Genomic DNA, 11,931 nt, shown 5'->3' with positions numbered 1-11,931 from the left:
GCTAGCTGGTCGACAGCACACGTGCGAAGGGTACTTTTCCTCCCCGGGGCTCCACAGCGCCCGCGAGAGGGCATGCTGTGTGTGGAGGAGTTGGGACACGGAGTTCGAGGAGTCGGTCATGTTGGAGACGTCCACCGCAGGCGAAGCCGGACAGGTGTCCGGGGCGCGGGTGCAGCGCGAGCCCAAATACTGGGCACTCAAGCGGCATCTGCTGGACCTGCTCGAGGCGTTGCCCGCCGGGTCGCCCATCCCCACCGAGCGGGCGTTGGCCGGTGACTTCAACGTCTCCCGCACCACGGTCCGCCAGGCGCTGGCCGACCTCACGGTCGAGGGCAGGCTGCACCGGGTTCAGGGGAAGGGCACCTTCGCCGCCGAGCCCAAGCTGGCGCAACGGCTACAGCTGTCCTCCTACACCGAGGATATGCGGGCACAGGGCCGCGAGCCTTCTTCAAAGCTGCTGGACATCGAGGAGCTCCCCGCTGACGCAGACCTGGCGAAACTGCTCGGGATTCGCACCGGGGCGAAGGTGCTGCGCCTGCACCGCCTCCGGCTCGCCGATGCCGAGCCGATGGCGCTCGAGGCCACCCACCTGCCGCTGGCCCGGTTCCGTGGCCTGCGCAAACACGTCTCCGGGGGCGGTTCGCTCTATGCCGTGCTCCGGGAGCACTACGGGGTCGAGATGGAGCGTGCCGAGGAGACCATCGAAACCGCGCTCGCCGGCCCGCAGGAGGCTGAACTGCTCGGTGCGGACGTCGGCATGCCTATGCTGCTGCTGTCCCGGCACTCGTTCGCGGCGGACGGCAAGCCCGTGGAATTCGTCCGTTCGATTTACCGTGGCGACCGGTACAAATTCGTCACAACCCTTTATCGCGCTTGATCTTCATTTGTCTCCCGGGCATTTGTGAGGTCCACGTAGGCTTATTGTCCAATCTGGACTGCCTTTAGTGTCGGTGCTCACGGTGAGGCAACGACGGGAGCATCTGAACCGACTTACTCGTTGAGACGTGGGGAAACGCGAGTAGGGGCGGGAATGAGAACGCAAGAGTCGGAAAGACCGGACAGAGGGCCGGTGGAGGGGCAGGAGCCCGAGGAGAACTCGGCGGTAAAACCCATCCAGGTGGCCGCGGCCGCGCTGGCCGCCATCACCGCCGCGTTCGTAGGGTCGTCACTGGGAGTGTACGGAACCGTACTCGGCGCCGGAATCATCAGTATCGCGACGACGGTGGGCAGCGAGATCTACCTCCGCTCGTTGCGCCGCACCAAGGAAGCCGCGCGCCGAACCAGGATGATCGCCGCGCTCACCGACGCTCGCACACGGCAACCGAGGTCGGTTCCGGTGACCGTCGAGGCGGGAGCCGAGCCCCACGACACCACGGCGATCGACAAGGCCGACCCCGCCGACACGGCCATGTTCGTCGCCGAGGGGGATGGTGAATCGGGCAACCGCCGCCTCGGCAAGCTGCGCTGGCCGTTGATCATCGGAACCAGCGTGCTGGCTTTCGTGATCGGCATGCTGGTGCTCACCGGCTTCGAGCTGACCACCGGAAACGCGGTGTCCGGCGGTACGGGGAACACGGTCAGCAAGATCATCGGCGGCGGTGCGGGTCAGGGCCGCGAGCAGCAGGAAGTGCCCGCGGGCACGGGCGGGGATGTGCAGCCCACCGAGTCCCGGTCCCCGGACCAGGGCACCGAGGACGGCAGCACCGAGACGAGCACCCCCGAGTCGAGCGCACCGCCGGAGACCGGGGAAAGCTCGACAGGCACGGAGTCCTCGCAGCCGCCGGCCAGCAGTGTGCCCAGCTCCCAGTCCTCAGCGCCGCCTGCCGACTCCGGCGGAGACGCCGGTGGTGCCGGGTCCGGAGTGGGCGGCGAACAGGCCGACGGTTCCTGAGAGCCGGTCAGCGGGCCAGGCGGTCGCGGAGCTCGCGTGCGGCGGCTTCCGGGTCCTCGGCCTCGGTGATCGCCCTGACCACGACCACCCGGTCCGCGCCCGCGTCGAGCACCTCGGGCAGCCGCTCGTGATCGATCCCGCCGATCGCGAACCACGGCCGATCCTGTTCCAACGCGGCCGTCGCCCGGACGAGATCCAGGCCCGGCGCCGTGCGGCCTGGTTTCGTCGGGGTCGGCCAGCAGGGGCCGGTGCAGAAGTAGTCCACTCCCACCTCCTCGGCGGCGGCGCGGGCCTGTCCGGCGGAATGGGTCGAGCGGCCGATCACGACGTCGTCACCGAGGATGCGGCGGGCGAGCGGGACCGGGATGTCGTCCTGCCCGAGATGCAGCACGTCCGCGTCGACCGCGAGCGCGACGTCGGCCCTGTCATTCACCGCGAGCAGCGCCCCGTGCCGGGCACAGGCCTCCGCCAGCACCTCGAACGCGGCGAGTTCCTGCCTCGCTTCCAGCGGGGCGCCGTCGGTCTTGTCCCGCAGCTGGATGATGTCCACACCGCCCGCGAGCGCCGCCTCCGCGAACTCCGCGAGGTCTCCCCGTGAGCCCCGCGCGCCGGTGCAGAGATACAGCCGGGCGTCGGCGAGCCGCTGTCTGATCTGGTGTCCTTCGAGGCCGGGCATGGCGTCCACCGTAGCCGTCGCGATACGGTGGAGGGCGTCCGCACGGGAGCCCGAGGCACGGGCTGAGAGGGAGCCGCAGCCGCTCCGACCGTGGAACCTGATCCGGATCATGCCGGCGCAGGGAGCGTGAGTTCTTGAAGAACACAGCGATGAGTGAACACAGCGCGGAGGCGCCGCCGCTTGCCGTCGTCGGAGGCGGGGTCATCGGGCTGTCCGTGGCCTGGCGGGCCGCGGTGGCGGGGTTCGGCGTGACCGTCTTCGACCCTGCCCCTGGCCGAGGTGCATCGTGGGTCGCGGGCGGGATGCTGGCGCCGGTTGCCGAGGCCTGGCCAGGCGAGGAGGACGTCCTGCGCCTCGGTGAGGAGTCGCTGCGGCGCTGGCCCGGGTTCGCCGACGACCTGTGCGCGGAGGGCGCGGACCCCGGACTGTCCGGCGCGGGGACCGTCGTCGCGGGGGCAGACCGAGCCGACGTCGAGCAACTGAGCGTGCTCGCGCGATACCTCGGCTCCCTCGGGCGCGAGGTGAGCGTGCTCGGTGGTCGCGAGCTGCGCCGGACCCAGCCGGGGCTCGGTTCGTCGCTCAGCGGTGGCCTGCTCGTGCCGGGCGATCTCGCGGTGGACAACCGGCGGCTGCTGGACGCCCTGATCGACGCGGCATCCCGCCGGGGTGTGCGCTTCGTGCCCGCGCCAGTCACGACCGTGAGTCGCACCGAGGTGCGCACCGGTGACTCGGTGGCCGAGTTCGCGCACGTCGTACTCGCGGCTGGCGCATGGAGCTGCGGGCTGCACCCGGAACTGGCCGACCGGGTACGTCCGCTGAAGGGTGAGATCCTGCGCCTGCGGGCCCGCAGGGGGAGCCTGCCGCCGCCCCGCCGCACGGTCCGGGCGGTCGTCGAGGGCAGGCCCTGTTACCTGGTGCCGCGTGCGGACGGTGAGCTGGTGCTCGGGGCCACCCAGTACGAGGCCGGGTTCGACTCCACGGTGACGGCGCGGGGCGTGCGGGAGCTGCTGGAGAACGCGGAGCGGGTGTTCCCGGCCATCGCCGAGTACGAGCTGGTGGAGACGGCGGCGGGACTGCGGGCGGCGAGTGCCGACAACCTGCCGTACATCGGGGCGCTCACCGACGGCGTGCTCGCGGCCACCGGCCACCACCGCAACGGTCTGCTGCTGGCCCCGGTGACCGCGGACGCGGTCGTCGCGCTGCTGACCGGCGCCGAGCCGCCCGCCCCGGCCGTCGCCGCACACCCGGACCGAACGCGAGAGACACAGGAGGAATCTGCGTGAGAGCCAAGGTCAACGGGACCGAACGCGAGTTCGCCGACGACAGCACAGTGGCCGAGGTGCTCGCGGAGGTCGGCGCCAACCAGCGCGGGGTCGCGGTCGCGCTCGACGGGGAGGTGGTGCGACGCGGCAGCTGGGCCGAGGTCGTCGTGTCCCCCGGCGCGCACATCGAGATTCTGACCGCAGTGCAAGGAGGATGAGATGGCTGGAGACGTCGTCACCGACGGCAGCGACGACCTGCTGGTGATCGGGGAGCACAAACTGCGGTCCCGGCTGATCATCGGCACCGGCGGCGCGGGCAATCTCGCCGTGCTGGAACGGGCGCTGGTCGCCTCGGGAACCGAGCTGACCACCGTGGCGATGCGGCGGGCCGACGCAGAGGGCGGATCCGGTGTGCTGGAGCTGCTGCGGCGACTCGGCATCCGGCTGCTGCCCAACACCGCGGGGTGCCGAAGTGCCGCCGAGGCGGTGCTGACTGCCCAGCTCGCGCGGGAGGCGCTGGAGACCGACCTGATCAAACTCGAGGTGCACGCGGACGAGCGGACACTGCTGCCGGATCCGGTGGAAACGCTCGACGCCGCCGAACAGCTTGTCGCCGACGGCTTCACGGTGCTGGTGTACACCAACGACGACCCCGTGCTCGCGCTGCGACTGGAGGAGGCGGGTTGTGCCGCGGTCATGCCGCTCGGGGCGCCGATCGGCACCGGGCTCGGCATCCGTAACCCGCACAACATCGAGCTGATCGTCGCCCGCGCCGGTGTGCCGGTGGTGCTCGACGCGGGGATCGGCACGGCATCCGACGCGGCGCTGGCGATGGAGCTGGGGTGCGACGCGGTTCTGCTGTCCACCGCGGTCACCAGGGCGCAGGACCCGGAGCGGATGGCGTTCGCGATGCGGTCGGCCGTCACGGGCGGCAGGCTCGCCAGGGCAGCGGGACGCATTCCGCAGCGGTTCTGGGCGCACGCGTCGAGCCCGCCACGCTGACGGCGTCACTCCGGCGCAGGCAAAGCGCGTCCGACCCGTAGGGTGGACCGAAATTTCTCCCGTTCGTGTCACGCACGGACCTACGACGCGCACACGTGAAGGAGCGCCAGGTGACCACGTCGCCCGCACAGGACGTTCCAGGCAGGTTGTTCCTCGCCGTTGGCCGGCTCTCGCGCTCGCTCCGGCAGGCGGGCACGCCGGGGCCGGGACACGGTGCCATCTCCGCGCTGGCCACGCTCGTCGCCTTCGGGCAGTTGCGTCTTGGCGACCTCGCGGCGAAAGAGGGGGTGGCCGCGGCGACGATGTCGCGCATCGTCGCCGCGCTGGTCGAGGCGGGCTACGTCCGGCGCGAGTCCGACCCGATCGACCGGCGCGCCTGGCTGGCCACCGCGACAGAGGAGGGCGAGCGGCTGGTCTCCGGGGTGCGCTCGACGAGGGTGCAGGAACTCGGCAAGCGCATCGACCGCCTGTCCCCGGAGCACCGCGCCGCCCTGGAAGCCGCACTCCCGGCCCTGGAAGCCCTCCTGGCCGACGAGGAGAAACCCTGACAGCCGTCCCCGGCTCAGTTGGAGCGTCTGCAAGTACGCCCAAGCAAGATCAACACGTGCCTTAACTGCTACCAAGCCAAAGAGGCGGCCCCGTGGGTTGGTAGCAGTTGGCGACGAAGTTGATCTTGCTTGGTGGTACTTGCAGACGCACCATGCTCAGTTGGTGTGGTGGCGAAGTGCGGCTACCTCGGCGCGGAGGGCGCGCAGTTCGGCGAGGATCTCGGCGTTGGCCACCGCCTGCTGCTCGGTCTGCTTCGCCTCCTCCTCGCGCAGGTCGTCGCGCAGCTGGTCCTCCATCGCGCTGACCACCACCGCGATGAACAGGTTCAGCACCGCGAAGCTGGACACGAGGATGTAGACGACGAAGAAGATCCACGCCATCGGGACCTGTTCCATCACGTCCTTCGCGACGTCCGGCCACGCTTCCCCGGTCATCACCTGGAACAGGGTGAACAGCGACGTGCCGAGATCGCCGAAGTTCTCCGGCGAGACCGCGCTGAACATCTTGGTCGACATCACGCCGGCCACGAACACGATGAGCGCGAGCAGCGCCGCGATCGAGGCCATGCCCGGCACGGCCGCGAGCAGCCCGGAGACGACCTTGCGCATCGAGGGCACAACGGAGATCAGCCGCAGCACCCGCAGTACCCGCAGTGCGCGCAACACCGCGAACGGACCCGCGGCCGGAACCAGGGCGATGCCGACGACCAGCAGGTCGAACACGTTCCACGAATCCCGGAAGAAATCCCGCCGGTAGACGTAGAACTTCACCAGGAGTTCCAGTACGAAGATCGCCAGCGCGCTGTAGTCCAGCGCGTGCAGCACCCCGCCGAAGGCGGCCAGGACGCTGCTCGATGTCTCCAGCGCGAGGGTGACGGCGTTGAACACGATCACCGAGATGATGAAGTTCTGGAAGCCCTTGCTCTCCACGAGCCGTCGCAGTTGATCCCGGTGCCGCTCGCGGGATTTCATCGCGCTGCCCCTCACGTTTCGCCGGAAACCCAAACGCGCGAATGCTATCGGGCGAACACGATCAGCGGGGGTCCTTCGTGCTCCAGTTCTCCTCCGCCAGCCGCCAGAACGCGGACACCGGTCCGACCTTGGCGCCCATCGGGTAGGCGTGCAGTACGGCGTTGCCCACGTACCACTTGCCGAAGCGGGCCGCGTCCTCGACGGTCATGCCCCTGGCCAGTCCCGCGGTGAGCGCCGAAGCCATTGCGTCACCCGCGCCGTGCGTGTGCGTCGTGCGCACCCGTGGCCCGGGCAGCTCGGTGAACGTCCGGCCGTCGTAGAGCAGGTCCACGCACTCCGGGTCCTGTGTCAGGTGCCCACCCTTGACCAGCACCGCCCGCGGTCCCAGCGCGTGCAGCGCGACGGCCGCCTCCCGCATCTGCTCCCGCTCGGTGACCTCGATACCGGTGAGGAGGCGAACCTCGTCCAGATTCGGTGTCAGCACGGAGGCCCTCGGCAGCAACTCCTCGCGCAACGCGTCCAGCCCGGCCGCGTCGAACAACGGGTGCCCGTGCATCGACGCCGCGACAGGGTCGACGACGAACGGGATGGTGTGGTCCCGCCCGATACCCGCGGTGTCACAGGCCGTGGCGACGGCGTGGATGATCTCGGCGGACGCGAGCATCCCGGTCTTGGCGGCGCCGACGGGCATGTCCGCGGCGACGGCCTCGATCTGCCCGGCCACGATCCGGGCAGGCACGTCGGAGCGATCGTGCACCCCGAGGGTGTTCTGCACGGTCACCGCCGTGACCGCGACCAGCCCGTGTACGCCGCAGGTGAGGAAGGTCCGCAGGTCGGCCTGCAGACCCGCGGCACCACCGGAGTCCGAACCCGCGATGGTGAGTGCCGCGGGCGGTGCGGTTGCGGTCGTATCGCTGACGTCATCCATATTCCCAGTGTCCTTCCCGCCTTCCGTCGTAGGCCGACCGGCCGTCTTCACTTCAGTGGAAGGTCAGCTCACTGCCAGAGTGTGGAGCACGCGCGATGAGCCCGCTGACGGGCGCGCGGGTTCGAGCCGTCCTCCTGCCACGTGAAGGGACCAAGATGCGGGCTCTCCCAGCGGTGTTGACCGTCGGTGCGCTCCTGACGGGAGGACTGGTCGCCGCGCCTGCAGTCGCCGATCCCGTCCGTGTCTCCGCGGTCACCACCGTCGGTGTGCACAACACCTACGAGAAGAGCGCCTACGAATACCTGGCCAGTTCCCTGGATTCCGGCGCCTCGCTGATCGAGTTGGACGTCTGGCCGAACATCATCACCAAGGAGTGGAAGGTCAGCCATGGCAACCCGTTCGGCAACGACAACAACTGTGTCGCCGCTGACTCGCCGGACGATCTCTACACCGGGAGCAGGAACAAGAACCTCGAGCACTGCCTGGACAACATCAGGTTGTGGCTGAGCCGGCATCCCGAGCGCGGTCCGCTGACCTTGAAACTGGAGATGAAGACCGGATTCTCCGGCAACAACGGACTCGGGCCGCAGCGGCTGGACTCGGCGCTGCGTGCGCACCTGGGCGACGCGGTCCTCCGTCCCGCCGAGTTGCTCGGACAGTACGAGTCGTTGGACGCGGCGGCGCGGGCGGACAACTGGCCGAGCAGGGACAGCCTCCGCGGCAGAGTGATCGTCGAGGTCATCCCGGGTACGGTGGAGGAGGGAAATCCGACAGATACACTGTGGACAGACGTCGAGTACGCACGCCACCTCCGGTCACTACACGCGGCGGGCAGGATCGGGGAGGCGCAGATCTTTCCCGCGGTGCACCGGGCGCAGGCAGGCGATCCACGCCAGCGGTACGACGATACTGGTCTGCGGTCATGGTTCGTGCTCTTCGACGGGGACGCCAGCGCTTACGTGAACGGCATCGATACCGGGTGGTACAACGACAACCACTACATTCTGGTGATGACCGACGCGCACAACGTCGCACCGGCGATCGACTCCCGCACACCGTCGGCGGAGGACGCGTCGCAAAGGGTGGCCGAACTGGCCACCGCCAACGCCTCGGTGGTCACCTCCGACTGGGTCGGCCTGCCACAGGTACTCGGCCAGGTCCTGCCGCGCGGAGCGAGTGCGAACACTCAGCCGCGCGGATCGCTGTCGTCCAGTCGCCAGAACGGCGAAACCGGCCCTACGCCCGCACCCAGCGGGTAGGACTCGATGACCGAGCGCTCGATGAACCGCTTGCCCGTCTCCACCGCGTCGGGAACACCGAGTCCCTTGGCCAGTCCGGCGGTGATGGCCGAGGCCATGGTGTCGCCGCCGCCGTGGGTGTGCGGTGTGTCGTGCCGCCTGCCGGTCAGCTCCACGACGTGCGTGCCGTCGGAGAGGAGATCGACACACTCCGGGTCCGAGTACAGGTGCCCGCCCTTGACCAGAACCCACTGTGGACCGAACGCCAGTAGTGCGTCCGCTGCGGCACGCTGACTGTCCGGGCCGGTCACCTCGATACCGGTGAGCAGCCGTACCTCGTCCAGATTCGGCGTCACCAGAGTCGCGCGCGGGAACAGTTCCGTGCGGATCGCCTCCAGTGCGTCCTCTCGCAGCAGGGCGTTGCCGTGCATCGAGGCGGCCACCGGATCCACGACAAACGGGACGTTCGTGTCTCGTCCGATGTGGACATCGTCGAGCGTCTTCGCCACCGCGCCGATGATCTCCGCGGTGGCGAGCATGCCGGTCTTGGCCGCGTCGACACCCATGTCCCCGGCGACCGCTTTGATCTGGGCCACCACGGTCTCGGTGTCGATCTCGGTGAATCCCTGCACGCCCAGCGAGTTCTGCACGGTGACAGCCGTGATGGCGGTCATGCCGTGCACCCCGCAGGCGAAAAACGTGCGGAGGTCTGCCTGGATGCCCGCACCACCGCCGGAATCGGATCCGGCGATGGTGAGGGCCGTCCGCGGTGTGGCCGTCATGACGGGGCGGCCGGCTGCTCCACCACCGGCAGGTAGACCTTGTTGCCGTGCTCGCCGAACTCCGCCGACTTCTCCTGCATCCCGGCCTCGATCGCCTCCACGGTGGAAAGTCCGTGTTCCTCGGCGTACTTGCGAACGTCGTGGGTGATCCGCATCGAACAGAACTTCGGCCCGCACATCGAGCAGAAGTGGGCCGTCTTGGCCGGCTCGGCGGGAAGCGTCTCGTCGTGGAACGCCCGCGCGGTGTCCGGGTCGAGCGAGAGGTTGAACTGGTCGTTCCAGCGGAACTCGAAACGTGCCTTGGACAACTCGTCGTCCCAGTCCTGGGCGTGCGGGTGTCCCTTGGCGAGGTCGGCGCTGTGCGCCGCGATCTTGTAGGTGATCACACCGGTCTTCACGTCATCGCGGTTGGGCAGTCCCAGGTGCTCCTTGGGTGTGACGTAGCAGAGCATGGACGTGCCGTACCAGCCGATCTGGGCCGCGCCGATGGCCGAGGTGATGTGATCGTAGGCAGGTGCGATGTCCGTCGCGAGTGGACCGAGTGTGTAGAAGGGAGCCTCGCCGCAGAGCTTCTCCTCCAGCTCCACGTTCTCCTTGATCTTGTGCATCGGCACGTGTCCTGGCCCCTCGATCATCACCTGCACGCCGAGGTTGCGGGCGATGTGGGTGAGCTCGCCCAGCGTCTCCAGCTCGGCGAACTGGGCCCTGTCGTTGGCATCGGCGATCGAGCCGGGGCGCAGGCCGTCGCCGAGGGAGAACGTCACGTCGTATTCCCGGAGGATCTCGCACAGCTCCGAGAAGTGCGTGTACAGGAACGACTCCTGATGGTGCGCAAGACACCAGGCGGCCATGATCGATCCGCCACGGGAGACGATGCCGGTGACTCGCCGCGCGGTCAGCGGGACGTACCGCAGCAGTACCCCGGCGTGCACCGTCATGTAGTCGACGCCCTGCTCGCACTGCTCGATGATCGTGTCCCGGTAGATCTCCCAGGTGAGCTTTTCCGGCTCACCGTCGACCTTTTCCAGTGCCTGGTAGATCGGCACCGTGCCGACGGGGACCGGCGAGTTGCGGATGATCCACTCGCGGGTCTCGTGGATCCGCTTTCCGGTGGAGAGGTCCATGATCGTGTCGGCGCCCCAGCGGGTGGCCCACACCATCTTGTCGACCTCTTCCTCCACCGAGGACCACACGGCGGAGTTGCCCATGTTGGCGTTGACCTTCACCAAAAAGTTCTTCCCGATGATGGCCGGTTCGCTCTCCGGGTGCTTCCGGTTGACCGGGATCACCGCCCTGCCGGAGGCGACCTCCGTGCGGACGAATTCCGGATCCATCCGCTCCCGGGCCGCCACGAACTCCATCTCACGGGTGACGACTCCTGCTTTCGCCCATTCCAGCTGGGTTTTGTGCTCCCTGCCGTCAATCCAGCCGCTACGCACCGGGTGCAGTCCTTTGTGGACGTCGATTGTGACGTCGGTGTCCGTGTACGGGCCGGAGGTGTCGTACACGTCGAAATGGTCGCCGTTGGACAGGTCGATCCGGCGTGCGGGAACACGCAGGCCGGACTCGGTGTGGTGAAAGACCTTGTGTGATCCGGTGATCGGTCCGGTGGTCACGCTCGGACGAATGTCGGCAGCGTTGTTTTCCAGCGTCGTCAACGAAGATCACTCCCTACGCCGGCATTACCCGGTCAGGTTCATGCGGTCGGCGGCACCGGATCCCCGTTGGGGCCAGCCACCCTCTCAGCCCGCCATGGCGCGAGCTCCCGCGGTGTGTGGTTGTTCCCCGACCATGCCATGCCGGGGGTGGTCTTGCCAAGGGCGCGTCGGTTTCCCTGGCGTCGCACCATTCTTTCGGTCAGACGCCCTCTCAGACGTCCGCGGGCTCGGGCAGCCAGCTGTTGCCCGGAACTCCCCACTTGTTGCGCTTGAGCATCCGCTTCGCTTCGCGGGCGTACCTGCCGATCAGCCGGTCGAGGTAGATGTAGCCGTCCAGGTGATCGGTCTCGTGCTGCAGGCAGCGCGCGAAGTACCCGGTCCCCTCGACCTCGATCGGCTGCCCTTCGAGGTCGAAACCGGTGACCTTTGCCCAGCTGGCCCTGCCCGTCGGGTAGGACTCGCCCGGCGCGGAGAGGCAGCCCTCCCAGTCGTCGTCCGGGTCGGGCATCGACTCGGGGACCTCCGAGGTCTCCAGCCGCGGGTTCACCACGAGCCCCTTGTGCTGGTTGCCCTCGTCGTCGGGGCAGTCGTAGACGAAGACGCGCAGGTCGATCCCGATCTGGTTGGCGGCGAGTCCGACGCCCTCCGCGGCGTACATCGTCTCGAACATGTCCTCGGTGAGCGTGCGCAGCTCCTCGTCGAAGCCGACCACCTCGCGGGTGGGGGCGTGCAGGACTGGGTCACCGGCGATGCGGATGGCGTGGACGGTCACGCCGCGCATTTTAGTCAGACCCCTCTGGTAGACCTGCGGCGAACCACGTACTGGGGAATATCCGGCCAGGGAACTGACTGACAGATCCGACTGAAGAACAACCGCTCGTGACGCGCCGGGTGCGATGACGGCGCACACACTGCTGCCCGTGATCTAATGGCCTCGCGGGAATCACAGCCGTGTGATTCGGGCATGCTCGCCT

Annotated in this window: 13 protein-coding genes and 1 riboswitch; of the genes, 7 read left to right on the top strand and 6 right to left on the bottom strand. The window is 68.5% G+C overall.

Features of this window, described 5'->3' with window-relative positions:
- Positions 1 to 118 precede the first annotated feature (118 nt).
- A complete protein-coding gene (locus BM199_RS28725; RefSeq protein ID WP_091678100.1) occupies positions 119 to 877 on the top strand; it encodes a GntR family transcriptional regulator in 759 nt (252 codons plus the stop codon).
- Positions 878 to 1,030: 153 nt separating this feature from the next.
- Positions 1,031 to 1,891, top strand: coding sequence for a hypothetical protein (locus BM199_RS28720; RefSeq protein WP_218160459.1), 861 nt, complete (start codon positions 1,031 to 1,033; stop codon positions 1,889 to 1,891).
- Positions 1,892 to 1,898: 7 nt separating this feature from the next.
- Here BM199_RS28720 and thiE read toward each other — a convergent pair whose 3' ends face one another.
- The gene (gene thiE, locus BM199_RS28715; protein WP_091678183.1) at positions 1,899 to 2,567 is read right to left on the bottom strand and encodes a thiamine phosphate synthase; all 669 of its coding nucleotides are present in this window, start codon (positions 2,565 to 2,567) and stop codon (positions 1,899 to 1,901) included.
- A 32-nt stretch (positions 2,568 to 2,599) separates the two neighbouring features.
- Positions 2,600 to 2,708: riboswitch (TPP riboswitch) on the top strand.
- 8 nt (positions 2,709 to 2,716) lie between these two features.
- Between thiE and thiO the strand changes: the two genes are divergently transcribed.
- From thiO to BM199_RS28695, 4 genes are all read left to right on the top strand, one after another.
- Positions 2,717 to 3,850, top strand: a complete 1,134-nt coding sequence (thiO, locus tag BM199_RS28710; protein WP_091678180.1) for a glycine oxidase ThiO — start codon at positions 2,717 to 2,719, stop codon at positions 3,848 to 3,850.
- Positions 3,847 to 4,047 (top strand): sulfur carrier protein ThiS, encoded by a 201-nt coding sequence (gene thiS, locus BM199_RS28705; RefSeq protein WP_091678094.1) that lies wholly within the window; start codon positions 3,847 to 3,849, stop codon positions 4,045 to 4,047. The genes thiO and thiS overlap by 4 nt, the downstream gene beginning before the upstream one ends.
- Before the next feature lies 1 nt (position 4,048).
- Positions 4,049 to 4,831 (top strand): thiazole synthase, encoded by a 783-nt coding sequence (gene thiG, locus BM199_RS28700; protein ID WP_091678092.1) that lies wholly within the window; start codon positions 4,049 to 4,051, stop codon positions 4,829 to 4,831.
- A 110-nt stretch (positions 4,832 to 4,941) separates the two neighbouring features.
- Positions 4,942 to 5,379 (top strand): MarR family winged helix-turn-helix transcriptional regulator, encoded by a 438-nt coding sequence (locus tag BM199_RS28695; protein WP_091678089.1) that lies wholly within the window; start codon positions 4,942 to 4,944, stop codon positions 5,377 to 5,379.
- A gap of 156 nt (positions 5,380 to 5,535) precedes the next feature.
- Here BM199_RS28695 and BM199_RS28690 read toward each other — a convergent pair whose 3' ends face one another.
- Together BM199_RS28690 and thiD (BM199_RS28685) are read right to left on the bottom strand one after the other, a co-directional pair.
- Positions 5,536 to 6,351 carry an ion transporter gene (locus tag BM199_RS28690; protein WP_091678087.1) on the bottom strand — a complete coding sequence of 272 codons (816 nt, stop codon included), beginning with the start codon at positions 6,349 to 6,351 and terminating at the stop codon, positions 5,536 to 5,538.
- A 61-nt stretch (positions 6,352 to 6,412) separates the two neighbouring features.
- The gene (gene thiD / locus BM199_RS28685; protein WP_091678084.1) at positions 6,413 to 7,279 is read right to left on the bottom strand and encodes a bifunctional hydroxymethylpyrimidine kinase/phosphomethylpyrimidine kinase; all 867 of its coding nucleotides are present in this window, start codon (positions 7,277 to 7,279) and stop codon (positions 6,413 to 6,415) included.
- A 95-nt stretch (positions 7,280 to 7,374) separates the two neighbouring features.
- Here thiD (BM199_RS28685) and BM199_RS28680 point away from each other — a divergent pair, with 95 nt between their 5' ends.
- Complete coding sequence (locus BM199_RS28680; protein ID WP_245788855.1) at positions 7,375 to 8,538, top strand: phosphatidylinositol-specific phospholipase C domain-containing protein; 1,164 nt, start codon at positions 7,375 to 7,377, stop codon at positions 8,536 to 8,538.
- Here the strand turns inward: BM199_RS28680 and thiD (BM199_RS28675) are convergent.
- The 3 genes from thiD (BM199_RS28675) to BM199_RS28665 form a co-directional block, all read right to left on the bottom strand.
- Positions 8,466 to 9,299, bottom strand: coding sequence for a bifunctional hydroxymethylpyrimidine kinase/phosphomethylpyrimidine kinase (gene thiD, locus BM199_RS28675; protein WP_091678082.1), 834 nt, complete (start codon positions 9,297 to 9,299; stop codon positions 8,466 to 8,468). The genes BM199_RS28680 and thiD (BM199_RS28675) overlap by 73 nt on opposite strands.
- Positions 9,296 to 10,957, bottom strand: a complete 1,662-nt coding sequence (thiC, locus tag BM199_RS28670; RefSeq protein ID WP_177242840.1) for a phosphomethylpyrimidine synthase ThiC — start codon at positions 10,955 to 10,957, stop codon at positions 9,296 to 9,298. The genes thiD (BM199_RS28675) and thiC overlap by 4 nt, the downstream gene beginning before the upstream one ends.
- Before the next feature lie 211 nt (positions 10,958 to 11,168).
- Positions 11,169 to 11,729 (bottom strand): peptide deformylase, encoded by a 561-nt coding sequence (locus BM199_RS28665; protein ID WP_091678172.1) that lies wholly within the window; start codon positions 11,727 to 11,729, stop codon positions 11,169 to 11,171.
- Positions 11,730 to 11,931: the final 202 nt, after the last annotated feature.

Origin of the sequence: Amycolatopsis marina (genome assembly GCF_900111885.1) — a bacterium.
Classification (GTDB): Bacteria; Actinomycetota; Actinomycetes; order Mycobacteriales; family Pseudonocardiaceae; genus Amycolatopsis; species Amycolatopsis marina.
The sequence above is the reverse complement of the archived record's forward strand: the minus strand, read 5'-3'. Positions and strand labels throughout refer to the sequence as shown.

Excerpts from the sequence above, each read along its gene's own strand:
- thiG (WP_091678092.1), top strand. The coding sequence starts at position 4,049 with ATGGCTGGAGACGTCGTCACCGACGGCAGCGACGACCTGCTGGTGATC.
- thiD (WP_091678084.1), bottom strand. The coding sequence starts at position 7,279 with ATGGATGACGTCAGCGATACGACCGCAACCGCACCGCCCGCGGCACTC.
- thiE (WP_091678183.1), bottom strand. The coding sequence starts at position 2,567 with ATGCCCGGCCTCGAAGGACACCAGATCAGACAGCGGCTCGCCGACGCC.
- thiD (WP_091678082.1), bottom strand. The coding sequence starts at position 9,299 with ATGACGGCCACACCGCGGACGGCCCTCACCATCGCCGGATCCGATTCC.
- BM199_RS28720 (WP_218160459.1), top strand. The coding sequence starts at position 1,031 with ATGAGAACGCAAGAGTCGGAAAGACCGGACAGAGGGCCGGTGGAGGGG.
- BM199_RS28725 (WP_091678100.1), top strand. The coding sequence starts at position 119 with ATGTTGGAGACGTCCACCGCAGGCGAAGCCGGACAGGTGTCCGGGGCG.
- BM199_RS28690 (WP_091678087.1), bottom strand. The coding sequence starts at position 6,351 with ATGAAATCCCGCGAGCGGCACCGGGATCAACTGCGACGGCTCGTGGAG.
- thiO (WP_091678180.1), top strand. The coding sequence starts at position 2,717 with ATGAGTGAACACAGCGCGGAGGCGCCGCCGCTTGCCGTCGTCGGAGGC.
- BM199_RS28680 (WP_245788855.1), top strand. The coding sequence starts at position 7,375 with ATGAGCCCGCTGACGGGCGCGCGGGTTCGAGCCGTCCTCCTGCCACGT.